Here is a 24,351-nt window from a genome sequence, read left to right on the forward strand (position 1 = left end):
TGATCGAGATCAACCATACGCCGATAGTTGCGGTTTCGCAACTATCGGGGTCGGGTTCTTCCAGCTCTTCGACGGCGTCGTCGACCACAAGCCTCGGCATCCACACGACCGGCACGACGACCCGCCTCGGGTTCCGGGCCTCGATGCGGATGCGACGGGCGGGGGGCATCGACGTCCTCCCCTTCCTCGCCCTCGTCCTCCTCCTCGGCGCCGCCGTGCTGTATCTCGTCGCGCTGCGGCGGACCCGCGACCGCAGTCCGTGGCCGCGGCCACGGACGGCCGCCTGGATGAGCGGTCTGCTGTGCACCGCGGTCGGCACCGTCGGACCGTTCGCCGCCCTGGCCCTCCGCGCCCTTCCGGTCGCCGAGGCTCGTGTGCTCTCCCGGGTGCTGCGCAGCGCCCCGATCCGGGTGCTCACGCATCCCGTGGTCGCAGGCACCCTCAACATCGGCGGGGTGTGGCTCCTCTACGCCACGCCGCTGTTCCCCCTCATGCACGCCTCACCGTGGCTGCATGCTGCCGTGCACCTGCACGTCCTGTTGACGGGGTATCTGTTCACCGCGAGCATCCTCGGCCTCGATCCCGATCCGCATCGAGCCTCCGTCACCGTACGGGCGTCCGTCCTCATCGTCTTCATCGCCGCGCACTCGATCCTCGCCAAGTGGCTGTGGGCACACCCTCCGGTGGGTGTCGACCCCGGGGACGCGCGGATCGGAGCGGAGCTGATGTTCTACGCGGGTGACGCCGTCGACGTACTGCTCATCGTGCTGCTGCTCCGGCAGTGGTACGTCGCGACACGACCGCGCGAGCCGGCTCAGCCGCAGAAGGAGGAGAGTCCGTCGTGGAGGCGCTCGATCGCCTCGACCGTCTCCGGGGCCTGAAGGTCGGTCATGCCGCCGAGCTGATCGGCGCCGGAGCGGATGAGGTCGCCGAGCTGCCCGTCCATTCCGTCCGCGACGCCGTCGAGGGTGGCGACGAGGTCGTCGCGCGCGGCATCGAGCTGCTCCGCGGACGCGTCGCCCTGGCTCAGCAGCTCCTGATACTGCGCGTACGCGTCGTCGATGGTCGCGCACGTCTCCGCGACCGGAACTCCGAACGCGTCTCCCGCGGCCTGGGTGACCTGCGCACACCCGGCGAGGAGACCGACGGCGAGCAGCAGAGGGACGAGAGCGATGCGGCGCATGACCCGAGAGTAGCCGCGCCACCTGGGGCGCGGCTGACCCTCGGGCGGTGCGGCGGTCAGCCGCCGGACGGGTTCTCGAGGGGCTTGCCCTCGTCGTCCGTCGTCTCGCGCTCGAGCACGTCGTCGGTGCTCTCACCGCTGTCGTCGGGAGCGCCGCCGGAGGCCGTGTCGGCTTCCTCGTCGGCGCCGGGGGTGCCCTGCGTGTTCTGGGGGTCGCTCATGCTCTCCTCCTCTGTTCGGTCCGACGACCGTATGCGCGGCGGCGAGGAATGACGCAGGGGGTTGACCGCACGTATGGCGACGGCCACACTGCCGGCGCCGGGGCATGTCACTCCGGTGTCCACAGTCGTTCGATCGGGACCGCCCGCCCGAGGATGCGCTCCGCCGCACGATGCCCGGAGAACAGGGCCGCCGGGACCGTGGCCGGATCGTCGGTCCACGTGGCCTCGCCGGCGAGGTGCAGCACGCCGCCGACCGGGGTGGCGAGGTCGTCGTGATCCGCGGTGATCGACCCGACCGTCATGTACGCGTACGACCCGTGCGCGAACGGATCGTCCTGCCAGGCCGTGCGGCGCATCCCGATCGGATCGGGGATTCCGTCGCCGTAGAGCCGGCGGAGCTGCGCCATGATCGAGGCCTGCACCTCCGCATCGCTCCAGTCCCGCGTGGCTGCCGCGGCGGGCCCGGCGGCGAAGGTGAGCAGGAGCGGCTCGTCGTGCAGCGCGGTGAGGTCGTACCAGGAGTGCCACCATCGCGCCTCGGGGCCCTGCTGCCGGAGGGCGTACACCCCGTCCTCCCAGAACCGCGTCGGGAACCGCAGGAAGACCTTCTCGAAGGCGTTCATGCGCAGCCGCCCCAGCGCCTCGGCGTTCACCGGCGGCAGCGGAGGGACGATCTCCATGGTTCCGGCCTGCAGCACGCCGACGGGAACCGTGATGACGGTCGTGTCCCCGGAGAAGTCGCCGTGCGAGGTCCGCACCCAGACGCCGTCGTCGCTCCAGTCGACACGGGTGACGAGGTGCTCCAGCCGGATGTCGAGGCCTTCGGCCAGGCGCTCCGGGAGCACGCCGTACCCGTCGGGGAACACGACCTCGTCGCCCTCGATCGCGTCGTCGTCGAGGCCGTGCGCGGCGAGGTCCTCGATCCACGCCCCGTACTGCTCCTCGGCGCGATGCTCCAGGTACTCCCGCACCCGCTGCGTACGCTCGGCGCTCCATCCCTGGCGCGAGAGGGCCTCGTCCGTGACGTCGCGGTAGGAGGCCGTGGGGCGGGAGGTGGCGATGATGTCCGGGAGCACGGCGTCCACCGCGTGGACATCGGCGGCGAAGGCGCGCGTCTCCTCGGCGGAGAGCGGGCGCCCGTCGGGGCCGTGATAGGCGATCGGCCGGCTGTCCACCTGGAAACCGCCGACGGTGAACTCCACGGTCCGCATGCCGAAGGCCTCGGCAGCCGCCGCTACCGGGCTGCCGTCGACACCGTGGATCCACGAGGCGCCGAGATCGACGATGCCGTCGGTCCGATCCGTGTGCACCCGGCCGCCGATCCGGTCGCGCGCTTCGAGCACCACGACCGTCCGCCCGGCATCCTGCAGCAGCCGCGCCGCCGTCAATCCCGCCACGCCCGCGCCCACGATCACCGTGTCGACCTGCTCCATGCGCTCCTCCTCGCAGCCCCTCCGCGCGGAGCCGTGCCCCGACGATAGCCCAGCCCGGCACCCACCGACAGGGCCGCGGAGCCCGACGACCCGCGCGCGACGCCGGGCTCAGGCGGCGTGCTGGATGAGTCCGAGCAGGGTGCCGTCCGGGTCGAAGAACTTCAGGAAGAGGGCGAAGCCGCCGTCGTCGAAGCTCACCACCTCGACGCCCTCTGCCGCGAACCGCTCGGCGAGCGCGTGGATCTCGGTCGTGCGCAGGAAGAAGAGCGGCCGCTCCTCCCCCGACACCGTGAGCTTCATCGGCGCGTGCCCCGGCGCCTCCCAGAGCATGAGATCCGGACCGCCTTCGGCGCGGAGCATGGCGCTCGACCCGTAGTAGCGCCACCCACCGACCACACGGCGGGCCGGATGACAACCCCCTTGGGTGCCGCACGCGGCACAGCGCACCCTGGGGCCATGAGCCACCACCCCGATGACATCAAGCAGCCCTTGGACCACCTGCCCCCGGCGGACGAGCGGGACAAGGCCGTCGAGATCGACGAGCCGCACTATCCGACGTCGGGCGCGCCGGCCGACAGCCCGGACGTGACCCCGGAGACCGCGGCCGAGCCAGACAAGCCGAACCGCCACGGCGTCGACAAGCTTCCGCCGACCTCGCGCTGACCGTTCCGCCCGTTCCTCAAGTATTGTTGAGGTCTACGGAAGGGCGGCGGATGGAACCGGACGATCTCCTCCCGATCGGGGAGGTCACCCGACGCACGGGCGTCGCGCCCTCCGCGCTGCACTTCTACGAGCAGCTCGGCCTCATCGCGTCGACGCGCACGCCGGGTAATCAGCGACGCTATCGCCGCCACATGCTGCGACGGATCTCGATCATCGTGGTGGCCAAGCGCATCGGCATCCCGCTCAGCGAGGTCCAAGAGCTCTTCCAGACCCTGCCCGTCGACGCCCCGCCCTCGCACGGCGATTGGCGCCGCGTGGCCAAGCGCTGGCGCGCCGAGCTCGAGGAGCGGCGGACCCAGCTCGAGCATCTGCAGCGCGAGCTCGCGGGCTGCATCGGCTGCGGCTGCCTGTCCCTCAAGGCCTGCCGCCTGCTCAATCCGGAGGACGCCCTCGGCGAGAGCGGCCCCGGCCCCCGCCGCATCTGAGAACCGGGACGTCCGCCGCGACCGGATGGACGAAGGAGGGGTGGTACAAAGCCCGGATCGGTGAGAGCGTGGAGACATCCCCACCAGCGATCGGCATGGTTGCGCCTCTTGGCAACGGGTTCCTGTGGAGATGGAACGAAGGATCCATCGAATGGGCAAGTTCATCTATGAGGGCGGTCCGAAGATCGAGATCGAGGACCGCGCTCTCACACATATCCAGCTCGTCATGACGACGAAGCTCCGGCGCGGCGAACCGATGCCGTTCTCGTGGAAGGAAGACGCCTCCGTCGGGGGCGGCCGGACGACGGTCTGGGTGCATGCGCACTCGAACATCGTGTTCAAGTTCTTCGGCAGCAGGCCTCCGGCCATCAACCGGCGGTGGGTGGACGCGCTGGCGTTCACCGCGAACACGCCGAACGGCCTGTATCTGGTGCCGGAGCCGACGGAGACGAGCACCGCCTCCCGGCAGCTCGCGGATCTCGCCGTCTGACACCGGCTCCGCCGTAGAGGAACGCACAGGCCCGAGGACTCAGTCCTCGAGGTCGGTGTCCTCCCCCTTCGCCTTCTCGGCCTTCTCCTGGGCCTTCTCCGCTTCCTTCTCGGCGCGCTCCTGAGCCTTCTCGGCCTTCTTCTGCGCGTCCTCCTCGGCCTTCCGCTGCTCGTCGGCGGCCTTCTGAGCTGCCTCCTGAGCCTTCTCTGCCTTCTTGTCGTCCGGCACGTCGGGCGCCGGTTCCGGAGCCGGGGCCTCGACCGGGGTCGCCGGCGTGTCCGCCTCTTCCGGCACGGTGACGGGCACGACGACCGCCGGCGTGGGCGACGAGCGCGGGGTCGGTTCGGTGTCGACAGGGGTCACCACAGGGTTCGGGTTGAGCGCTCCGGCCGCCCAGAGCGTTCCGGCGACGGTGAGGGCGACCGCGACCGCCACGGCTCCGGTCAGGAGTCCGCGGCGTCGCCGAGCCCGCTGCAGGCGAGGAGTCCGGGAGCGGAGCATCCCGACCTCGGGAGACGGAGGAGCGGGCAGCACGAGGGTTCGTGTCGGAGCAGACGGACCGGCCGGCTCCCGTTCCGCGAGCGCTGCGGCGGCGATCGGAGCCGGAACCGGGGGCCGCGGCGGAATCGAGGGGTCGTGCGCGAGGGCGGACACCGCTGCGAAGACGCCGGCGGCGCTCGGCCGGTCCTCCGGATCCGTCGCGGTCATCCGCTGCAGCAGCGCGGACCATGCCGGACCCACGGATTCCGGAATCGCGGGGGGATCGATCAAGCGGGCAAGGGTGGCACCGATCCCCTCGGCCTCCGCGAAAGCGCGCTCTCCCGTGAGCGCTTCGCGCAGGACCAGGCCCAGCGCATAGATGTCGGCGGCAGGCGCCGGCGCCGCGCCGTTCAACTGCTCCGGCGCCAGGTATGCCGCGGTACCGATCACGGTTCCGGGAGACGTCAGCCGGGCCGCGTCCACGAGCACCGAGATCCCGAAGTCGGCGAGCTTGGCGCCCGACCGGCTCCCGGCGAGGGAGCGCCCGGTGAGCAGGACATTGGAGGGCTTGATGTCGCGGTGGACGATCCCCGCGCCGTGCACAACATGGAGGGCCTCCGCCAGATCAGCCGCGAGCGCCGCCACCTCGTCCGAGGGCAGCGGCCCCTGGGCGATCCGCTCGGCGAGGGTCGGGCCGTCGACGAACTCCATCACCAGGTATTCCGCCCGTCCCGGATGCAGTTGCGCGTCATACAGCGTGACCAGCGCGGGGTGGTTGAGCGAGGCGAGCACGGTCATCTCGCCGCGGGCGCGCTCGGAGGCGGCACCCTGTTCGGTCTCCGCGCGGAGCATCTTGATGGCGACCGTGCGCCCGAGCAGCGAATCCTCCGCGCGGTACACTCGGGCCATCCCGCCCTGCCCGACGCACTCCCGGAGATGGTAGCGCCCATCGAGCAGCGCCTCCGTGGGAAGCGAGTCATCCGTCATCGTCGAATCCTCCTGCCACGGCGTCGGGAGCGGCGCGGCGAGACCCCACTGTAGAAGCAGGGCCGGGGGGCCGTCTCGGGCCTTGACAGACGGGCCGTCGATCGGGTGGCCCTCGTCCGCGGGAGAATGGGAGATATGCCCGCGCGTTCCCCCCAGCGACTGCTCCTGTCCGTCCGCCGGCTGCTGCACACGGATCCGTCCTCCGTCGCCCACACCGAGGCGATGCCCGTGATCGACGAGCACACGGTGCCGCGGGTCCTCGATCTGGCGACGCGCATCGGGGAGTCGATGTTCGCGGTCGGCGCCTCCGCGCACGAGGTCACGCTCGCCATCACGCGCGTCTGCGAGGCGTACGGCCTCAAGGGCGTCCAGGTCGATGTGACCTACAACTCGATCACGGTGTCCTTCCACCTCAGCGGGGAGGTGTGGCCCGAGACGCTCGTCCGCGTGGTCCGCGTGGCCGCCCCCGACCACGCCAAGCTGCAGCGCGTGCAGGCGCTCGTGGCCGACATCGACGGCGGCCTGGATCTGGAATCCGCACGCACCGCGTTCCGGGTCATCCGTCGCGTGCCCTTCCGCTACCAGCAGTCCGTGGTGATCGTCGCACGGGCGCTCCTCGCGGTCGGCGTGAGCATCATGCTCGGCGCCTCCCCGCTCATCGTGGGCCTCACCTTCGTCGCCGCGCTGGGGGCGGCGCTCACCCAGGCGGGCCTGGCCCGGCTGCGAGTGCCGCTGTTCTTCAGCCAGATCGCGGGAGGCCTCGTCACCACGGTCGTCGCGGTCGCCGTCTCGGCGCTCGGCAGCGCGGGGATCGAACCGTTCGTCGGCATCCGCCCGTCGATCATCGTCGCCTCGGGCATCGTGCTCATGCTCGCCGGGCTCACGGTGGTGGGCGCCGCGCAGGACGCCATCGACGGCTTCGCGCTCACGGCCGGCGGCCGCATCCTCGACCTGACGATGCAGACGCTCGGGGTGGTCATCGGCATCCTCGTCGGCCTGGAGCTCGGCGGCGTGCTCGGCTTCACGATGGAGCTGCCGGACGACCCAGCGCCCTTCGGCCCGCTGCTCAACCAGTTCGTCGGGGCCATCATCATCGCGGTCGCCGTGGCCGTGTTCAACGGCGCGGGCATCCGCATCATCCTCGTCAGCGCCCTGCTCAGCGCCGTCACCCTTGCCGGGTACGCGGGCACCGTCGCGCTCCAGCTCCACCCGGCCGCGGCGAGCGCGGTCGGAGCACTGCTGGCGAGCTTCATCGGCATGCTCATCGCGCACAACCTGCACGTGCCCTCGGTCGCGGTGACGACCGCCGCGATCGTCCCGCTCGTGCCCGGTGTCGCGGTGTTCCAGGGCCTCCTCGAGGTCGTGCACGCAGCGGGCACCTCCACCGGGATGCTCACCGTCGGCGGATCGCTGATCGACGCCGCCGTGATCGGGATCGCGCTCGCCTCCGGCGCCTCCCTCGGCCTCTACCTCGGAACGCCGGTACGAGCGACCCTCGCCGGCGTCGCGAAGACCAGGGCGCGCGTGCGCCGCTGACCCGACGAGGTCATGCCGCCGAGGAGTCGGCGGCGAGGTCGAGCACCCATTCGTTGACCGTGAGCTCGGCTCCGCGGAACTGCTCCGTGAGGGTTCTCTGACGGGTGAATCCGCCCCGCTGACACACCGCGTTCGACGCCGGGTTGTCGACCGCGGGGAACGCGAGCAGCGAACGCCCCTCCCCTGCGCGATCGCGGAGGACATCGACGAGCAGAGCCAGAGCCCGGGCGGCCACTCGCCGGCCCTGTGCAGCAGGCAGCACGAACCAGCCGGTCTCCCACGCCGGCTCGTCGTGCCACGTGATCCGCCACGCGCCGATCGAGCCGAGAGGCTGCCCCTCGTCGTCGATGATCGCGAACATCAGGGCCTCGTCCCCCGCGACGAGACGCAGGTACCGCTCGTGACGCGCCTGCACCTCCGCCGCACTCTCCGGCCCGTTGAGGTGCACCGTCATCTCCGGGGCGTTCGCCGCGTGCAGGAGAGGGAGATCGTCGGCCGACCAGGGCCGGAGGCTCAGCGTGTCCACGTTCGCAGCCTGTCACGCCCCTCCGACACCCGACACCCGATGCGCCCGCCGCGGACGGATCCACGACGGGCGCATCGGTCGGCGGTCAGTGGCCGCCGAGGTCCTTGACCAGCTCGGCCTCGTCCTCCTTCGACAGCGAGGTCTGCACGACGGTGCCGTTGTACGGGGCCAGCGCCTCGGCGAACTTGTCCTCCGTGAGCTTGAGCGCGTAGATGACGACGGCGGACTTGCCTGCCGTCACGGTGGCCTTCACGCGGTCGCGGAACTCGGCGTCGATGCCGGTCTTGTCGAGGCCGGAGAACAGGGCCCCGAGGAGGCCGCCGAACACCAGGCCGGCGACCGGGATGAAGAACAGGATGCCGATCAGCGCACCGAACAGAGCGCCGGAGGCGACGCCGAGGCCGATCCTGCTCCCGGCGCCCGGGTACTCCACCTTCGTCTTGCCCTCGCCGTCCACCTTCACGAGCGCGAGGCCGGCGAGCTCGACGACGAGGTCGTCCTGCAGGGCCTGGACGCGGTTGTAAGCACCCTCCGCGTCGCTCTCGGTGTCATAGGAGATGACGATCAGTTCAGCCATGGTTTCCTGCTTTCGGTTGCGATCGGAGATGCTCTCCACGCGCGCAGAGGCACCGGTCTTCGCCACCGACCCTAGGCGCGCCCCTGCGGACACGACAGAGCAGCCGTCGATGTTCACCCTGGTGACTCCGCAGCGGCGATGTCCGTGGCCTCGCCTACCGTCGCTGTCGTGCCCGAGCCCGTGCAGCAGTGGTGGGCGAGACGCCAGTTCTCGCGCGGACTCGACGTGCCCTACGCGGTCGGCACCTACCGGGCGGCGTGGGCGGCCTACCCCGAGCTCATCCGGCAGTATCACCCGGAGCTCAACCACGGCATCACGCTCTCGCAGATCCCGTTGGCGGCCGATGTGCTGCTCTGCTGGGAATGCGCCGTCGGCCATCTGTTCGCGGCGACGCCGACCGAGCAGCGCGAACGCCCGGGGCGGGTGCGACGGCGCTCGTCCTGGTGCCCCGAATGCGCGGCGCTGGCGCGTCCGCAGCCCGTGATCCTCGGAGAGGCGCGGGCACTCCCCGCTCGCCCGAAGAAGCCCGCGCCGGCGCTGTGCACGAAGACTCCCGCGCTGCCGACGGGCACGGCGTTCCTGAGCGCGTGCGCTCCGAAGCCGGCTTCGGCGGCGGAGGGGAAGCTGCGGGAGGCACTGGCGGCGCGACTGGTGTTCCCCGACGACGTCAACGCGATCAAGGTCGCGCGGCCGTTCTTCCGGCATACGGAGGTGTGGCCCGACATCCTGCTCCCGGAACTGCGGATCGCGATCGAGTACGACACGGTCGGCCGACACGGGCTGGAGCACGTCGGGAAGAGGGAGGAGACCGATCGCCGGAAGGATCGCGCGGTGCGCGGCGCCGGCTGGGAGGTCGTGCGGGTGCGGATGGGGAAGCTCGAGCCCCTCGGGCCCTTCGACCTCCCGCTCACCTCCCTCGGTGCGAGCGGCATCACCCGGCTGGTCGACCGGCTCCGCGACATCCGTGGCGCCCTCCTCGTCGATGCCTACCTGCGCTGACGTGCGGTACCTCACCCAGTTAGATACTCGAAGGCGGAGCGACCTAACGGTTCTCGCCCGCGAGCGCAACCCCCGTGCGCGACGGCGGCGGGCAGGCGATGATGCCCGCATGAAACTCGTCTCCTACGCCGGCCAGCAGCTCATCACCTCTGACGACGTCGCGGAGACGCTGCTCGCCCTGGCCGCCGCCATCGCCAGGGAGGGCGAGTCCGAAGCGGTCGAGATCCCGATCCTCCTGGAGGGCGAGAAGGACTGGGCCGACCTCCTCGTCGGCGTCGGCAACGACGTGCTCGTCAGCCCCCACCACACCGGGGAACCTGATCCCGACTTCTCCGCCGAGGTCGACGAACTGCAGGCCCACCGCCTGTTCCCGAAGCCGCGGAGCGACTCGTCGTCTCCCGGCGACATCGAGGTCCCCGCGCTCTCCGACTTCGACATGGGCCACGGCCTCTGATCGCGCTCCGCTGAGCGGCTGGTCCCCTCAGCGCGACGCAGAGAGCCTCATGCCGTCGCGGAGCGCGACCTCGCGGTCGGCATCGGCGATCAGGGTAGCATCGTGTGTGACGCAGAGGACGACCGCCCCGCGATCCGCCTCCTCCCGCAGCACTGCCCGGATGCGACGGACCGATGCGGCGTCCAGGGCCGTCGTCGGCTCATCCACGAGCAGGACGCCTGCTTCCCCCGCGAGCCCGTGAGCCAGGAGCACACGCTGCTGCTGGCCGCCGGACAGCGTCGCGAACGGCAGGCGCTGCAGAGCCGACACAGCGGTGCGCTCCATCGCCGCCGCCACCGCCGCACGCGCCCGCCGATCCCGCCGGCGGAAGGCCCCGAGCCGACGCCACGTCCCGACCGTCACGACGTCTCGCGCGGTGAGCGGAAGGCCCGGGGGCACTGCGGCGCGCTGCGGCACGAAGGCGATCGGCCCGGTCGCACTCCGCCGCCCCCTGGTCGGTGAGCGCACCCCGGCGGCCACCTCCAGGAGCGTCGACTTCCCCGCGCCGTTCGGACCGGTGACGACGACGAACTCACCCGCCTCCACCTCCAAGGTGACGCCGCGCAGGGCCTCGTGGTCGCCGAGCCGGACGGAGACGCCGTCGAGACGCAGGGCGCCGTCGGCAGCACGGAGGGTTCTCGTCATGTCTCCAGTTTATGAATTTGATAATCATTCTCAACTACGAATAGGCTCGCGTTCCGTGACCCCCTCGCTCGCCGCCCTGCTCACCCCGTTCACGCTCGAGTTCTTCCAGCGCGGACTCATCGGCGGCGCTCTCGTCGCGGTCCTCTGCGGGGTCGTCGGCACCTGGGTCGTCGTCCGCGGGATGGCCTTCCTCGGTGAGGCCCTGGCGCACGGAATGCTGCCCGGCGTCGCGCTGGCCACGGTGCTCGGGGCACCCGTGCTCGTCGGCGGGGCGGTCAGCGCCGTCGCGATGAGCATCGGAATCGGCGCCCTGCAACGACGCGCCCGGCTCTCCTACGACACGAGCATCGGACTGCTCTTCGTCGCGATGCTGGCCCTGGGGGTGATCGTCATCTCCCACTCCGGGAGCTTCGCCACGGATGCCACGGCGATCCTCTTCGGCGACATCCTCGCGATCACCCGCGCCGACCTCCTCCTGCTCGCCGCGGCCGCGGTCGTGGGAGTGACGGTCGCCGCCCTCTGCCATCGGCCGTTCGTCGCGCTCGCCCTCGACGCCCGTATCGCGACGGTGCTCGGGCTCCGCCCCCGGTGGGCTCAGGCGGCCCTGGTCGGACTGGTGACCCTCGCGGTGGTGGCGTCGTACCAGGCGGTGGGCTCGCTGCTCGTCGTCGGTCTGCTCCTCGCCCCCGCGGTCGCCGCCGGACAGTGGACGTCGCGCCTGCCCACGCGGATGGCGCTCGCGTGCGCCTTCGGCGTGGCTGCCGTCCTCGCCGGTCTCCTCGCGTCCTGGTATGCGGCCACCGCCGCGGGAGCGTCCGTCGCCGCCGCCGCGATCGCCCTCGCCGGTCTGTCCTGGGCGGCGCGGGTCGCCGTGCGAACCCGACGGCCGATCGCCCCTCCCGTCCCTGTCGCCGCCTCCTGACTCGTCCCGAAAGGCTCTTCGTGCATTCCCGCCTCCTTCCCCTCATCACCGTCGCCGCCCTGACTCTCCCCCTCGCGTCCTGTGCCGGGCCCGCGGCGCAGAGCCCCGCCACCTCCTCCTCCGCCGGAGACGGCCACGGCGCGATCGCCGGAGCGGAAGAGGTCGCGGAACCGCAGCTCGGACTCACGACCATCGACGCGCAGGGTCGGGTCACCCACCTCGACCTCCTGGACGAGAGCGTCACCGACATCGGCACGGTGGCCGCCCCGGAGGGCATGACGACCGACGGCCGGTACCTCTTCGCAGACACCGGCGACGGCGTCGAGGTCGTCGACAGCGGCGTCTGGACGTGGGACCACGTCGACCACTTCCACTACTACCGCGCCGATCCCGCCCTGCTCGGCACGGTGGAGGGCGACGGCGCGGCGACGGTCGCGACGACGAACAGCTCGACCACCGGCGGCACCGGCATCTCCTTCTCCGGATCCGGAGACGCTGTCCTCCTCGACACGGAGGCCCTGTCGAAGGGGGAGATCCGTGAGCTGTTCCGCATCGAGCGCTCCCCGCACGAGGGGCTGGTGGTGCCGGTCGGGTCGTTCGCACTGGTGACCGAGGCCGACGGGGAGGCGGGCGGAGTCGTCGTCGGCTACACGGCGGACGGCGAGCGCACCGGCCTCCGGGAGGACTGCGCCGCACCGACCGGCACGATCACGACCAGGGTCGGGGCGGTCATCGGCTGCGCCGACGGTGCCCTGCTCGCCCGTGTCGAAGCCGGGGCGCTCACCGTGGACCGCATCCCGTACCCGGACGGAGCGCCGGCCGGAGCCGTGTCCGCGTTCCACAACCGCGAAGGGCGCCCCACGGTCGCCGGCCTCGCCGGACCGACCGACATCCGGGTCCTCGACACCCGCGCGCAGGCCTGGACGGTGCTCACCGCCCCCACTCCCCTCGCGCAGGTCACCGCGGTCGGCGATGAGGACGACACCCTCCTGGCGCTGACCCAGGACGGACGCGTGCTCGTGCTCAGCGCGCTCGACGGGACGGTGCGGGCGGAGACCACCCCGCTGGTGGCGGAATCGCTGGCGGCGGGCGAGGCTCCGGCCCTCATCGCCGATCAGCACCGCGCCTATCTGAGCGGCCCGGCGGAGCACCGGCTGTTCGAGATCGACTACGCCGACGACGCCCGCCTCGCGCGGACCTTCGATACCGCCGACGCTCCGGCGTTCGTCGCCGAGACGGGACGCTGACATGCGCCTCCTGCGACCCCTCGCCGCGGTTCTCACCGCGCTCACCGCCGCCGCTCTGACCGCCTGCGCCCCTCCCGCCGATACGCGGCCGGTGGTCGTCGTCTCGACGAACATCCTGGGCGATGTGGTCGGCGAGCTCATCGGCGATCAGGCTCGCGTCGTCACCCTCATGAAGCCGAACGCCGACCCGCACTCGTTCGAGATCTCGGCGCAGGAGGCCGCCACGCTGCGGGACGCCGACCTGCTCGTCTCCAACGGGCTCGGGCTCGAGGAGGGCCTGCAGCAGCATCTCGACGCGGCCGTCGCGGCCGAGGTGCCGTCCTTCGTCGCGGGCGACGCGATCGACGTCCTGGACTACCGCGACGGCGATGCCGCGGGTATGCCGGACTCCCACTTCTGGACCGATCCGGCGCGGATGATCGACGTCGTCGACGCCCTGCAGCCCGCCCTGGCCGCGCTCGACGGGGTCGACGCCGACACCCTCGCGGCGGACGTCGCCGGCTACCGCGAGGAGCTGACGGCGCTCGACGACGAGATGACGAGCGCGTTCGCCCGGATCCCCGACGACCGTCGGGCGCTCGTGACCAACCACCACGTCTTCGGCTACCTCGCCGACCGCTTCGACTTCGAGGTCGTCGGTGCCGTCATCCCGGGCGGCACCACGCTCGCGGCCCCCTCGGCCTCCGACCTCGCCGATCTCGTGGGTGCCGTGGAGGAGACGGGCGTGCCCGCCGTCTTCGCGGAGTCCTCCTCCCCCGACCGCCTCGTCCAGGCGCTCGCCGACGAGGCCGACGTCCGCATCGAAGTGATCGAGCTCTTCACCGAGTCGCTCACCGCCGAAGACGGCGGCGCACCGGACTACCTGACCATGATGCGCGTCAACACCGAGCGCATCACCTCCGGTCTCACCCGCTGAGACCATCCCTCACAAGAAAGAAGCACCGCATGAAGACACTCCCCCTGCGCCGGGCGCTGGTCGGGGCCGTCGCCCTCGGCGCCGCCGTGACGCTCGCCTCCTGCTCGACCACGGCTGGAGCCGGCTCCGCCGCGAGCGACGCCCCGGAACCGGACGCCGGCCCCCGGGTTGCCATCTCGTATGAGGGCGGCATCCTCGTCCTCGACGGCGAGACCCTCGACACCGTCGCCGACTTCGACTCCGAGCCGTTCACCCGCCTGAACCCGGCCGGCGACGGTCGCCATGTCATGGTGACGATGAGCGAAGGCTTCCAGGTGCTCGACACCGGGGCCGGGTCAGCCGACGAGGCGGTCCTGACCGACACGGTGTTCGCGGCCGACACCCCCGGCCATGTCGTCCGCCACGGTGGCAAGACGATCCTCTACGCCGACGGCACGAGCGACACCACGATCTTCGACACCGCCGACCTCGGCGACGGCGGTCTCCCGGCGGTGGAGACCGTCGACGGCGTCGAGGCGCACCACGGCGTCTCGGTGCTGTTGGAGGACGGCACGTTCCTCACCACGGTGGGCGATGCGGACGGTCGCAGCGGCATCGTCGTGCGCGATGCGGACGGTACGGAGATCGCCTCGTCCGACCAGTGCCCCGGCGTCCACGGCGAAGGGACCGCGGCCGACGAGGTGGTCGTCTTCGGGTGCGAGGACGGCGCGCTCGTGTACAAGGACGGCGAGATCACCAAGCTCGCCGCACCCGACCAGCCGTACGGCCGGATGGGCAACGCGTACGTGAGCGAGACGAGCCCGATCATCGTCGGGGACTACAAGAACGACCCCGACGCCGAGGGCTACCTGCTGAGCGCCGTCACGCTCATCGACACCGCGGCGATGACGTCCGAGGTCGTGTCCCTGCCCGAAGGGGCCGAGTACACCTTCCGGGACGTCGCGCGCGGCCCGGGCGACCTGGCCTACATCCTCGGCGCCGACGGCGCCATCCACGTGCTCGACCCGGAGACCGGCGAGATCACCGACTCCTACCCGGTCATCGAGGCGTGGGAAGGGCCCGCCGAGTGGCAGGACCCGCACCCCGCCATCGTCGTCGCGGGCGACATCGCGTACGTGACCGAGCCGGCCGCGGACAGCGTGCACGCGGTCGACCTCACCACCGGCGAGGTGCTCGCGAGCACCGAACTGGAGGTCACGCCGAACGAGATCGCACCGGCCGCCGGCTGAGCCTCGGCACGGCGGGTCCGTCCTCTCGAGGGCGGACCCGCCGTGCGTGGGCGGAGGGGTCGGATCAGCGCGATCCGGGATGCCCGTGCCGCGCGCGCCGAAGCCGCCGCGCCGCGAGGAGTCCGGCACCGAGGAGCACGAGCAGACCACCGGCGCCTGCCGCCGCGGCCGCGCCCGGCGCGAGACCCGTCGTGGCCAGGTCGGAGGCCGCCCCACCGTCCGCCCCGGTCGCCGTCCCGGGGTCGACATCCGTGCCCGGATCCGAATTCTCGGGTTCGGGTTCGGGTTCCGGCTCGGGCTCGGGGTCGGGACCGGAGCGGGGGTCGTAGACGTTCGTCACCGTGCACACGGTGTCGACCCCTGCGGTCACCTGGACGATGTCGCCCTCCAGCACGCCCCCGGTGCACTCCCAGCCGTCGCTGCGGTAGTCCGCTGTGGGCGCGCCCGCGACCGCCCGCTCCGAGAGCCGGAACGCACCGGCCCCGAGCGGAGCCAGGGTCACCGCCGTCTCGCCGGACGCTCCCTCGATGCGCGGGCGCGGGAACTCTCCGCCACCGATTGCACGCAGCGTCCAGTCCGTGGCGTCGGCGGGCCCGGCCGGGGCTCCCGGGCCATCCCCGACGACGGTCTTCCGGAGCGTCAGAGTGCCGCCGACGAAGGTGTTCGTGGCGGTGCAGATCGCGTCCTCTCCGAATCCCAGCGTCGCCGTGGTCCCGTCCCAGGTCGTGCCGGTGCAGGACCACTCACCCTCATAGCCGCTCGGGCCATCCTCGGAGAAGATGTACTCCCCCGGCGGAAGCTGCATGTCGGTGACGAACTCCGAGCCGCTGGGGCCGGAGAGCGCCGCGTTGCCCGGGCCGCGGGCCTTCAGCTCGAAGTCGCCGGGCACCGCGCGTCCGCGCTCGCCGTTCACGACCTGCTTGACGAGAGTCAGGCTCGGCGTGATCGATGCATTGGTGAGGATGCACACGACGTCTGCGGACGGCGGCACCTGGACCACGTCGCCGGTCACCGTCCCGCCCGAGCAGTTCCAGCCGAGCGGATCGTAGCCGGTGGGGCCGTCCTGCTCGCTCAGCGTCCATGCGCCGGGGACGACGGCCGCCTGCGTGACGGCGGGGGAATTGGCGGGTCCCGACACCGTGGCGGCACCGTCGGTCGCGGTCAGGGTCCACGCCGAGGGCAGCGCCGGCGTGCCGAAGGCGGAGGCGACCTGCTTGCGCAGCGTCAGGGTCGACTGGGTCCACCGGTTCGTGACGGTGCAGATCACACTCTCCAGCGGCACGACCTCGACGGTGTCGCCGGAGCCGACGGGAGTGCCCTCGTCATCGACGCACGACCAGCCCTCGCTCACATAGGAGCCCGCCTCCGGAGCGGTGCTCGCCTCCGACAGGGTGAAGGTCCCCGGGGCCACCGCCGCGAAGCTCACCTTGCCCGAGCCGGAGACCCCGCTGATGACGGTGTCGGCCGATGCCGCGGTGAGCTCCCAGTCCTGCGCGGTGAGGGGACCGCCGCCGGCGTTCACGACGTTCTTCACGAGAGTGAGCTGGCCGACCTCGAGGGTGTTCGTGACCGTGCAGGTCACGTCCGCTCCGGCGCCGACGGTCACGGTGTCGGTCGCCAGGGCGCCGCCCGTGCACGACCACGGCCCGGCCGCGTATCCGGCGGGTCCGTCCGCCTCGGCGAGCGCGTAGTCGCCGACCGGCACCGGGACGCGGGTGACCGCCGCAGATCCGGAGGCACCGGTCACCGTCTCCGGTCCCGCGGCCGTCAGGGTCCAGTCGGACGGCGGCTGGTCGCTGCCCACCACGTTCTTGACGAGGGTGAGCCAACCGCCCGCGAAGGTGTTGGTGATGCGGCAGGTGATGTCGGAGCCCTCCCGCACGTAGAGGAGCGCCCCGTCGATCCCGCCGTCGCTCGTGGCGTCGACGCAGGTCCACGCGCCACCGCTGTATCCGGCGGGACCGCTCTCGGCGAGCGTGTAGGCACCGGGGTCGATGGAGGCGTGGTCGACGGCGTCCGACCCGGAAGGGCCGGAGATCCGCTCGGGTCCGCTCGCGGTCAGGACGAAGTCGGATGGGGCGGCCAGCGGGTATCCGGTCGCCGCCGGATCGACGACCTCCTTGACGAGCGTCAGGTGGGGCAGATCCCCGGTGTTCGTGATCTGGCAGGTCACCGCGCCGCCGAGGGTCATCTCGAACTGATCACCGGCCACGGGGACGGCGGCGGTCGCGCCGGTCGTCAGATCCCGCCGCTCGCACGTCCACGGTCCTGCCACATAGCTCCCCGGTCCGCCGGACTCGCTCAGCGTGTACGTGCCGATCCGTGCCGGCTGGTTCTGCACCGCAGCGGAGCCTCCCGCCCCCTCGATGGTCGACGGTCCCTGGGCCCGCAGCGTCCACTCCGACGGGGCCGCGCCCCCGCCCTGCACGTTCTTGACGAGCGTGAGGCTGCTCCGGATCGCGTTGTTCTGCACCGTGCACGTCATCGACTGGTTCGCGGTGATCGTGATCGTACGCTCCGGCTGCGTCGTCACGTCGCCGTCGCAGTTCCAGGAGAAGAAGGCGTACCCGGCCACGCCGCCGGTCTCGAAGATGCGGTAGGTGCCGGGTGGGATGAGGCGCGACTGCATGCCGTTGAGGCCGTCGCCGGTGAAGGTCTCACCCGTGGCCACGTTGACCGCGTGCATCGTCCACAGGGTGCGGTCTCCGAGACTGGCCCCCGTGTCGAGGTTCTCGATCGCCTTGAAGAGCGAGAGCCGGGCAGTGGGTTCGGCGGCGACGGCGGGAAGAGCACCACCGATGCCGACGACCGCGGCCAGCAGCACGCCCAGAACTCCGAATCGGACTTTACTCATCGAACGGCCCCCGCCCCGGGTGCGGATCCCCACCCGTCACCTCACCGTAGGTGCGGGGACCGCGGCAGGGCAAGGGTCGTCCGTGGATGGGGACGAGTGGGCTACGGTCGCCTCATGTCTGAGCCGTTCTTCACCATCGGGCACTCCACCCGCACGATCGACGAGTTCCTCGGGCTCGTGCAGGAGAGCCGCGTGGAGAGTGTCGTCGACGTGCGGCGTCTCCCCGGCTCGAAGCGGTACCCGCAGTTCGACCAGGACGCGCTGGCTTCTTCCTTGCAGGACGCGGGGATCGCCTACCGTCGCGAAGAGGCGCTGACGGGTAGACGCCCGGTGAGCAGGGACGTGCCCTTCGAGACCAACGCGTGGTGGCAGAACCGCAGCTTCCACAACTACGCCGATCACGCCCTGTCCGCGGATTTCGGACGCGCCCTCGATGAGCTCCGCGCCGAGGGTCGCGCGCGGCGCGTCACGGTCATGTGCTCGGAGAGCGTGTGGTGGCGATGCCATCGACGGATCATCGCCGACCACCTCCTCGCGCGGGACGAGGTCGTCCGCCATATCCTCGGTCCGGGGCACGTCGATAGGGCGGAGCTCAGCGGCGGCGCCGTCGTCCGCGCGGACGCGGTGGTCACGTACCCGGCCGCATGACCCTCCGCCGGCACAGCATCCCCCTCGACTCGCGTTCACGCAACCCCCGTGCCGGAACACCTCCTCTCCTCATAGGACTGGATCGCGGGAGCAGCGCTCGCGCCGGCGCGAGGAGGAACCATGTCGAAGGCAGCCACAGCACGCAGCGGATCCGCGTCCGCTCCACCGCCCGAGCACGACGAGAAGCCGGACAGCCCGACCGATCTGCAGAAGCGGTCGTGGAAGTACGTCCTCGTCAAGAGCGTCCGGGAGTTCTCCGCCGACCAGTGCATGGACGGCGCGGCGGCCCTCACGTACTACGCGGTGCTCTCGATCTTCCCCGCCATGATCGCCGTCTTCTCGCTGCTCGGCGTGTTCGGCCAGGGCGGGGCCGCCGCCGACGCGGTGCTGGGCATCATCGGCGACGTGGCCCCGCCGGAGACCGCGAAAGCCCTCCGCGGACCCATCGAGCAGATCTCCCAGGCGCCAGGCGCCGGGATCGCGCTCGTGTTCGGAATACTCCTTGCTCTCTGGTCGGCGTCGGGGTACGTCGGAGCGTTCAGCCGGGTGATGAACCGCATCTACGAGATCGAGGAGGGGCGGCCGTTCTGGAAGCTGCGCCCCATGCAGCTGCTCGTCACGCTCATCACCGTCGTCTCCCTGACGATCGTCGCCATCGTGCTCGTGCTCTCCGGGGATATGGTGTCGGCACTGGGCGACGCGATCGGCGCGGGTGAGGGCGTGCAGCTCGCGTGGAACATCGCCAAGTGGCCCCTGCTGCTGTTCGTCGTCGTCTTCCTCGTGGCGATGCTGTACTACGCGACCCCGAATGCCAAGCAGCCGAAGTTCCGGTGGATCAGCATGGGCGCCCTCGTGGCGATCGTGGTGCTGGCCATCGCCACTTTCGGCTTCGTGCTCTACGTCACCACCTTCTCCAACTACGAGCGCACCTACGGATCGATGGCGGGGGTCATCGTGTTCCTGCTCTGGCTGTGGATCGCGAACCTCGCCCTCCTGTTCGGCGCCGAGTTCGACGCCGAACTGGAACGCGGCCGCCAGCTCCAGGCCGGGATCGCCGCCGAACGCGACATCCAGCTTCCCGCGCGCGACACCCGCCAGAGCGACAAGCGGGCGGAGAAGGAGCGGAAGGACATCGAAGAGGGTCGGCGCATCCGCATCGCGAACGAGGACGACGGAGGGGAACCGCGGCGAGACGAAGCCCCGCGGTCCTGATCCCCAGGTGGGGGCGCGGCCAGGCCGCGCCCCCACCTGCTCAGCGGAGGTTCGCCCGACGACGGATCCGGAGGAGGGCACCGGCGAGCAGGAGCCCGAGGCCGGCGACCGTCAGCGGACCGGTCATCAGTGTCGGCCCGGAGGCGGCGAGTCCCTCGCCCTCGCCGGCGCTTCCGCCGGAGCCGCCCTCACCGCCGCCGCCACCGTTGCTCGGCGTCTCGACGGGGTCGTACGTGTTGGTCACGGTCACGACGACGGGCTCCGTCGCGGCCGCGTCGACCGTCACCGTCTCCGGTTCGATGGTCTGCGCCGCGAGAGTGACCGAATCGTTGGCGCCGTCCGCGGATTCGCTGACCGTACACGTCGCCCCGTCCGGCAGGCCGGTGAAGACCACCGGATCCGCGCTCGTGGCCCCCGCGGGAATCGTGGCGGAGACGACGACGCCTTCAGCCGGGGCGGGGGTGCAGGCGAGGTCGATGGTGATGGCGTCCTGGAGCCCCGCGCCGTCACCGGCGATGATCTTCTGCACGCTGACCTCCCCGGACGCATACGGGGTCGCGCGGACGCCGGTGCGGAGCGGGAGCGTCGTCGTCTGCGCCAGGACGAGCTTCTGCGCCGCGGGCCTGTCCGACGACTCCGTGTCGTAGAGATAGACCGTGCCCTGGGTGAGCGAGGCCTGGGCCGTGATCCGGAATCCGTTCACCGGCGCAGCCGGCCCGGTCCACCGCGCCCAGAGCTGCGTGCCGGCGGCCACCGCGGTGCCGACGGGAACTGGCTGGGTCCCCGCCTGATCCAGGAAGACCTCCACTCCCACGGCGGCGTCCAGCGTGCCATCGGTGGTGCCGGAGACGGTGAAGGGCCCCACGATCGACCCGTCTTCGGGCACCGTGGTGGTGTCGGGGTCGATGGCGAGCGTCGGCACGGACGGCTCCGGGAGGCCGCCGCTGTCGAGGGCGGCCTGCACGACGGCGGCCGTCGCGTTCCGGATGGTCGCATTCGTCCCCGTCGCCAGCACGAAGCCGTCGCTGAAGTACCAGATCGCGCTCTGCACCGCGGCGACCTGCTGCGAGAGCGGGAGACCGGAGAGCGGGTTCGCCGTGTTGAACGGGAAGTAGTTGTTGAGGATGTAGTTGATGTAGTCGAGGTTGGGCACGTTCGACGCGTCCCACTCCCCGATGTTGTAGCCAGCGCCGATGCCGGTCTCCGTGCTGAAGTCGATGCAGTAGGCCGACGCGGTCGCTCCGGAGACGGGGTCGGCGATGGTGATGAGCTGCGGACTCACGGCCTCCACCGAGGCGCCGGTCGCCGGGTACGCGCCGGGAGTCGGCGCCAGGGTCGTGAGCTCACCCGTCACGTTCGTCGGGTACTGCGAGCCGGTGATGGTGACCTGCGTGAAGAAGCCCGCCCGCGGCAGAACGGGGTCGGGATCCCACAGCGCGGACGCCGGCGTCGCGCCGAAGAGCACCATCGCCGCCGCGATGGCCGTCGCCAGAAGTGCCCCTGCTGTCCGCGAGCGTGCGCGCGTGGTCTCCGTGTGCATGGTGTCCCTCGATCTCGCCGATGATCCGAGTGACGGGTTCTCCGACTGCGACAGCCCGCCGTTGGTCACCGACGATAAGCCTGAGGGCCGCACGATCACAGGGGCGGGGATGATGATCACCCGGGTGAGTCGAACGGCGTCGGTACGGCGGCAGATCGCTCTCGCAGCGGAGCGCCCGCCGGGGGAGGGAGGTGAGTGGCAGGCGCTCCGTCGGCCGCAGCGTGACCGTCGAGGCCCCCCAAGCCGGCCCGTGCAGCACGTTCAGGATGAACCATGCGCACGGTCCGCGCAACGGCTGTGTCCGTCAGTGTCCGTGCGCGAGTTGCTGCACCAGCACGACGACGCCGCCGAGCCCGACGAGGATGCCCAGTGCGATGAGCTGCTGCCACCACCTCACCCCGGTACGGCGGACGGCGACGTACCCGATGAGCCCGAGGATCGCGACGTAGACGATCGACGCGATGGTGAGAGCCGTCCGCAGCTCAATCCACCCCAGCACGGCGGCAAGCAGGACGAGCAGCGGCACCGCCGCCGATCCGAGCGCCGTGCCTGTGAGCTTCAGGACCTCGCGCAGGTCCGCTCCCCGGGGGAAGCTGCCATGCGTCGCGAGGTGTGCGACCAGATCGGCGGCGAAGCCCGCCAGCGCGATCGCGACGATGCCGATGAGCAGGGTCACGGTGGCCTGCAGGGCGCTGGTGTGCTGGACGTTGGAGTTCTGCACGAGCACGATGGCGAGGCCCGTGAAGGTCGCGTACACCCGCTCCTTGATCGCGGCGCGGTCGTGCTCGGGCCGAGTGGCATCGGAGTCCGGCGTCCTCATGGGCGGGATGCTATCAAGAGCCACCCGCCGACCGCCGGCCTCGCGGGACCGGAGCGGACCATCCGGGTGCAGATCCCACGCATCGAGGATCTCCTCGACGCGCATGCAGCGACCGCTCGTGCGCCACGTCAGTCGAGGCGCGCGGACAGCTCCGCCGTGATCCCCTCGACCTGGGTCCGCGCCTCAGCCAGTCGTCCGACCTCCTCGTCGAGCCATGCCCGCATCGCGGCCGATGCCCCGTGCACGCGGGCGAGCCGCAGATTGGCCCGAAGGTTCAGGGACGCCCCCGCCAGCCCCGCTTCCAGAGCCTCCGTGGCGACGGCGAGGTCAACGGCGAGGTGTGGGTTGCCGTCCGCGGCGAGCGCACGGGCCTCCGCGACGAGGCTGATGCCGATGCGCCCGAGCTGTGCCACCGACCGCGCCGCCTCGACAGCCGCCTCCCGCACCCGCTGCTCCCGCGCGGGATCGTCCGACGCCAGCCCGAGCGCCGCGCCGAAGCGGGCCGACACGATCCCGTCCGTTTCGACGGCCTCCAGGAGCTCGGCGCGCACCGCGTCGAGCCGGCCCGTGCCCTCGACCACCGCGGGGTCGTCCGGGGTGTACCCGGCGACCATGCCCATCAGCGCGGCAGCGAGGCCCAGCATCACCCCGGATGCTGCGCCCCCTCCCGGCGAGCCGGTGGGCCGACTGAGGGCGTCGAGCCACGCGTCCATCGGGCGAGACGTCGGCACCTCTGCGGAATCCGTCATGCGCACCAGGCTATCCGCGAAGGCCCGACCGGCTCGCTCCTAGAAGGTGTTCGCGCTCTTCGCGAGGAGGCCGCCATCGCACACGAGGTGACTGCCGGTGACGTACGCGCTCTCCGGGCCGAGAAGCCACAGGACGGCGTCGGCGATCTCCTCCGGACGCGCCATCCGGCCGAGCGGGATCTGCTGACGTGCCGCCTCCCCGAGCTCGGTGCGGCGGGCGGCCAACGCCTCCCCCTCCAGGCCGAAGTAGAGGATGTCGGTGTCGGTGGCGCCCGGGACGACGGCGTTGACCCGCACCCCGTCCGGGGCGGCGTCCAACGCGGCGGCCCGCACGAACGCGGAGATGCCGCCCTTCGATGCCCCGTAGGCGGTGTTCGCTCCCCCGGCGAAGCCCACGAAGGCGGACGGCGACGAGACGCACACCAGTGATCCGCCCGTGCCCACGGCTCGCCAGCGCTGCAAGGCCGCCCGTGCCGTGAGGAAGGTCCCACGGAGGTTGACCGCCATCACGCGGTCCCACGACTCGACGCTCGCCGACGTCAGCGTCTCGCTCACCTCGATGCCCGCATTCGCAACGACCCCGGAGATCGCTGGCAGGCGCTCGGCGACGGTCGTGAAGGCCGCGTCGACCTCGCTCTCGACGCTCACGTCACAGCGGAGCGGAAGGGCGGACGACGCCCCCGCGGCGAGCGCCGCCGCCGCAGTGTCCGCAAGCGCGCGCTCATCGATGTCGAGGAGGGCGATGTCCTGGCCCCGCGCGGCGGCGCGGAGCACGATGCCGCGGCCGATCCCGGCGGCGGCACCGGTGACGACGACCGTGCTCACCGGTCGGCCTCCGGAGCGGTGGCCGCGGAGAAGTGGGTGCGGATGTGCTCCGTGATGACGTCCAGGCCGTGATCGCGGTCGCCGCTCTGCAGCGCGCCGATCAGCTCGCGATGCTGGTCCGCGACGGCATGCGAGTCGGCGTAGTAGTTCGCGTCGCGACGGAAGTAGGCGCGGACCCGCGGCTGGATGGTGCGCCAGATCTGCAGGCAGTGCTGCTGCCCCGAGAGGAGCACGATGGCCTCGTGGAAGCGGATGTCGTCGTCCGCGAGCCGGGCGAGGTCGCCCGCGGATGCCGCCTCGTCCATGCTGTCGATGATCGCGGTCAGGGCGGCGACGTCCTCATCGGTGACGACGGCCATCGCCTTCTCGAACGCGAAGCGCTCGAGCGCGATGCGGATGGGCACGAGCACGTTCTCGATCTCCTCCTGGGAGACGCCGAGCACCTCGGTGCCGCGGTACGGGTAGGAGACGACGAGGCCTTCCTGCTCGAGCTGGCGCAGGGCTTCCCGCACCGGCGCCCTGCTGGTCCCCAGCTGGGCGGCCAGTTCGAGCTCGGTCAGCTTCTGACCCGGCTCCAGGTCGCCGGTGGTGATGGCCTCGCGGAGGATCTCGGCGACGCGCTCGCGGCGCGACGCCGCAGGGACCGCGGGGAGGGAGGAGAGAGCGCTCAT

Annotated in this window: 27 protein-coding genes; 13 read left to right on the forward strand and 14 right to left on the reverse strand. The window is 71.5% G+C overall.

The window, feature by feature from the left end; translation table 11 throughout:
- Positions 1 to 143: 143 nt before the first annotated feature.
- Positions 144 to 881, forward strand: a complete 738-nt coding sequence (locus tag BV453_RS11520) for a cytochrome c oxidase assembly protein (RefSeq protein ID WP_249521639.1) — start codon at positions 144 to 146, stop codon at positions 879 to 881.
- Here BV453_RS11520 and BV453_RS11525 read toward each other — a convergent pair.
- From BV453_RS11525 to BV453_RS11540, 4 genes are all read right to left on the reverse strand, one after another.
- The gene (locus BV453_RS11525) at positions 815 to 1,183 is read right to left on the reverse strand and encodes a hypothetical protein (RefSeq protein WP_025102538.1); all 369 of its coding nucleotides are present in this window, start codon (positions 1,181 to 1,183) and stop codon (positions 815 to 817) included. The genes BV453_RS11520 and BV453_RS11525 overlap by 67 nt on opposite strands.
- Positions 1,184 to 1,239: 56 nt before the next feature.
- Entirely contained in the window at positions 1,240 to 1,404 is a 165-nt protein-coding gene (locus BV453_RS11530; RefSeq protein WP_164498166.1) for a hypothetical protein, read from the reverse strand.
- A 107-nt stretch (positions 1,405 to 1,511) separates the two neighbouring features.
- Positions 1,512 to 2,837 (reverse strand): NAD(P)/FAD-dependent oxidoreductase, encoded by a 1,326-nt coding sequence (locus tag BV453_RS11535; protein ID WP_249521640.1) that lies wholly within the window; start codon positions 2,835 to 2,837, stop codon positions 1,512 to 1,514.
- Between the two features lie 108 nt (positions 2,838 to 2,945).
- A complete protein-coding gene (locus BV453_RS11540; protein ID WP_085605767.1) occupies positions 2,946 to 3,197 on the reverse strand; it encodes a VOC family protein in 252 nt (83 codons plus the stop codon).
- A gap of 96 nt (positions 3,198 to 3,293) precedes the next feature.
- On the opposite strand from BV453_RS11540, the gene BV453_RS11545 reads away from it, so the two are divergent.
- The 3 genes from BV453_RS11545 to BV453_RS11555 all read left to right on the forward strand — a co-directional run bounded on the left by BV453_RS11545 (position 3,294) and on the right by BV453_RS11555 (position 4,475).
- Positions 3,294 to 3,500 carry a hypothetical protein gene (locus BV453_RS11545; RefSeq protein WP_025102541.1) on the forward strand — a complete coding sequence of 69 codons (207 nt, stop codon included), beginning with the start codon at positions 3,294 to 3,296 and terminating at the stop codon, positions 3,498 to 3,500.
- A 50-nt stretch (positions 3,501 to 3,550) separates the two neighbouring features.
- Positions 3,551 to 3,985, forward strand: coding sequence for a redox-sensitive transcriptional activator SoxR (gene soxR, locus BV453_RS11550; protein ID WP_025102542.1), 435 nt, complete (start codon positions 3,551 to 3,553; stop codon positions 3,983 to 3,985).
- A 151-nt stretch (positions 3,986 to 4,136) separates the two neighbouring features.
- Positions 4,137 to 4,475, forward strand: coding sequence for a hypothetical protein (locus BV453_RS11555; protein ID WP_025102543.1), 339 nt, complete (start codon positions 4,137 to 4,139; stop codon positions 4,473 to 4,475).
- A gap of 39 nt (positions 4,476 to 4,514) precedes the next feature.
- Here the strand turns inward: BV453_RS11555 and BV453_RS11560 are convergent, their stop codons facing one another.
- Positions 4,515 to 5,942, reverse strand: a complete 1,428-nt coding sequence (locus BV453_RS11560) for a serine/threonine-protein kinase (RefSeq protein WP_085605763.1) — start codon at positions 5,940 to 5,942, stop codon at positions 4,515 to 4,517.
- A 135-nt stretch (positions 5,943 to 6,077) separates the two neighbouring features.
- On the opposite strand from BV453_RS11560, the gene BV453_RS11565 reads away from it, so the two are divergent.
- Complete coding sequence (locus tag BV453_RS11565; protein ID WP_249521641.1) at positions 6,078 to 7,478, forward strand: threonine/serine exporter ThrE family protein; 1,401 nt, start codon at positions 6,078 to 6,080, stop codon at positions 7,476 to 7,478.
- A 10-nt stretch (positions 7,479 to 7,488) separates the two neighbouring features.
- Here the strand turns inward: BV453_RS11565 and BV453_RS11570 are convergent, their stop codons facing one another.
- Together BV453_RS11570 and BV453_RS11575 are read right to left on the reverse strand one after the other, a co-directional pair.
- Positions 7,489 to 8,004 carry a GNAT family N-acetyltransferase gene (locus BV453_RS11570; protein ID WP_249521642.1) on the reverse strand — a complete coding sequence of 172 codons (516 nt, stop codon included), beginning with the start codon at positions 8,002 to 8,004 and terminating at the stop codon, positions 7,489 to 7,491.
- Positions 8,005 to 8,089: 85 nt separating this feature from the next.
- The gene (locus BV453_RS11575; protein WP_025102547.1) at positions 8,090 to 8,581 is read right to left on the reverse strand and encodes a DUF1269 domain-containing protein; all 492 of its coding nucleotides are present in this window, start codon (positions 8,579 to 8,581) and stop codon (positions 8,090 to 8,092) included.
- A gap of 168 nt (positions 8,582 to 8,749) precedes the next feature.
- On the opposite strand from BV453_RS11575, the gene BV453_RS11580 reads away from it, so the two are divergent.
- Both BV453_RS11580 and BV453_RS11585 read left to right on the forward strand, forming a co-directional pair.
- Complete coding sequence (locus BV453_RS11580; RefSeq protein ID WP_085605829.1) at positions 8,750 to 9,580, forward strand: zinc-ribbon domain-containing protein; 831 nt, start codon at positions 8,750 to 8,752, stop codon at positions 9,578 to 9,580.
- Positions 9,581 to 9,689: 109 nt separating this feature from the next.
- Positions 9,690 to 10,034, forward strand: a complete 345-nt coding sequence (locus tag BV453_RS11585) for a hypothetical protein (RefSeq protein ID WP_025102549.1) — start codon at positions 9,690 to 9,692, stop codon at positions 10,032 to 10,034.
- A gap of 27 nt (positions 10,035 to 10,061) precedes the next feature.
- Here BV453_RS11585 and BV453_RS11590 read toward each other — a convergent pair whose 3' ends face one another.
- Positions 10,062 to 10,718, reverse strand: coding sequence for a metal ABC transporter ATP-binding protein (locus BV453_RS11590; RefSeq protein WP_085605757.1), 657 nt, complete (start codon positions 10,716 to 10,718; stop codon positions 10,062 to 10,064).
- Positions 10,719 to 10,773: 55 nt separating this feature from the next.
- On the opposite strand from BV453_RS11590, the gene aztB reads away from it, so the two are divergent.
- Genes aztB through aztD form a run of 4 tightly spaced genes read left to right on the forward strand, consistent with a single transcriptional unit; the run spans position 10,774 to position 15,032 of the window.
- Positions 10,774 to 11,640, forward strand: a complete 867-nt coding sequence (gene aztB, locus BV453_RS11595; protein ID WP_249521643.1) for a zinc ABC transporter permease AztB — start codon at positions 10,774 to 10,776, stop codon at positions 11,638 to 11,640.
- 20 nt (positions 11,641 to 11,660) lie between these two features.
- On the forward strand, positions 11,661 to 12,887 hold the full coding sequence (locus BV453_RS11600; RefSeq protein WP_085605753.1) for an ABC transporter: 1,227 nt from the start codon (positions 11,661 to 11,663) through the stop codon (positions 12,885 to 12,887).
- A 1-nt stretch (position 12,888) separates the two neighbouring features.
- Positions 12,889 to 13,803: a zinc ABC transporter substrate-binding protein AztC gene (gene aztC / locus BV453_RS11605; protein ID WP_249521644.1), complete on the forward strand. Its 915-nt coding sequence runs from the start codon at positions 12,889 to 12,891 to the stop codon at positions 13,801 to 13,803.
- Positions 13,804 to 13,832: 29 nt separating this feature from the next.
- The gene (aztD, locus tag BV453_RS11610; protein ID WP_249521645.1) at positions 13,833 to 15,032 is read left to right on the forward strand and encodes a zinc metallochaperone AztD; all 1,200 of its coding nucleotides are present in this window, start codon (positions 13,833 to 13,835) and stop codon (positions 15,030 to 15,032) included.
- A 64-nt stretch (positions 15,033 to 15,096) separates the two neighbouring features.
- Here the strand turns inward: aztD and BV453_RS11615 are convergent, their stop codons facing one another.
- Positions 15,097 to 17,886 carry a hypothetical protein gene (locus BV453_RS11615; RefSeq protein ID WP_249521646.1) on the reverse strand — a complete coding sequence of 930 codons (2,790 nt, stop codon included), beginning with the start codon at positions 17,884 to 17,886 and terminating at the stop codon, positions 15,097 to 15,099.
- Positions 17,887 to 18,000: 114 nt separating this feature from the next.
- Here BV453_RS11615 and BV453_RS11620 point away from each other — a divergent pair, with 114 nt between their 5' ends.
- Positions 18,001 to 18,534 carry a DUF488 family protein gene (locus BV453_RS11620; RefSeq protein WP_025102556.1) on the forward strand — a complete coding sequence of 178 codons (534 nt, stop codon included), beginning with the start codon at positions 18,001 to 18,003 and terminating at the stop codon, positions 18,532 to 18,534.
- A 120-nt stretch (positions 18,535 to 18,654) separates the two neighbouring features.
- Complete coding sequence (locus BV453_RS11625) at positions 18,655 to 19,746, forward strand: YihY/virulence factor BrkB family protein (protein WP_249521647.1); 1,092 nt, start codon at positions 18,655 to 18,657, stop codon at positions 19,744 to 19,746.
- A gap of 40 nt (positions 19,747 to 19,786) precedes the next feature.
- On the opposite strand, the gene BV453_RS11630 is transcribed toward BV453_RS11625, so the two are convergent.
- From BV453_RS11630 to BV453_RS11650, 5 genes are all read right to left on the reverse strand, one after another.
- Positions 19,787 to 21,286: a thioester domain-containing protein gene (locus tag BV453_RS11630; protein WP_249521648.1), complete on the reverse strand. Its 1,500-nt coding sequence runs from the start codon at positions 21,284 to 21,286 to the stop codon at positions 19,787 to 19,789.
- 304 nt (positions 21,287 to 21,590) lie between these two features.
- Positions 21,591 to 22,106, reverse strand: a complete 516-nt coding sequence (locus tag BV453_RS11635) for a hypothetical protein (protein ID WP_249521649.1) — start codon at positions 22,104 to 22,106, stop codon at positions 21,591 to 21,593.
- Between the two features lie 128 nt (positions 22,107 to 22,234).
- Positions 22,235 to 22,855: a cyclodeaminase/cyclohydrolase family protein gene (locus tag BV453_RS11640; protein ID WP_085605738.1), complete on the reverse strand. Its 621-nt coding sequence runs from the start codon at positions 22,853 to 22,855 to the stop codon at positions 22,235 to 22,237.
- Positions 22,856 to 22,894: 39 nt separating this feature from the next.
- Positions 22,895 to 23,680 carry an SDR family NAD(P)-dependent oxidoreductase gene (locus BV453_RS11645; RefSeq protein ID WP_085605736.1) on the reverse strand — a complete coding sequence of 262 codons (786 nt, stop codon included), beginning with the start codon at positions 23,678 to 23,680 and terminating at the stop codon, positions 22,895 to 22,897.
- Positions 23,677 to 24,351, reverse strand: coding sequence for a GntR family transcriptional regulator (locus BV453_RS11650; protein ID WP_126893831.1), 675 nt, complete (start codon positions 24,349 to 24,351; stop codon positions 23,677 to 23,679). The genes BV453_RS11645 and BV453_RS11650 overlap by 4 nt, the downstream gene beginning before the upstream one ends.

This window comes from Microbacterium sp. ER1 (assembly GCF_023383675.1).
Lineage (GTDB): Bacteria > Actinomycetota > Actinomycetes > Actinomycetales > Microbacteriaceae > Microbacterium.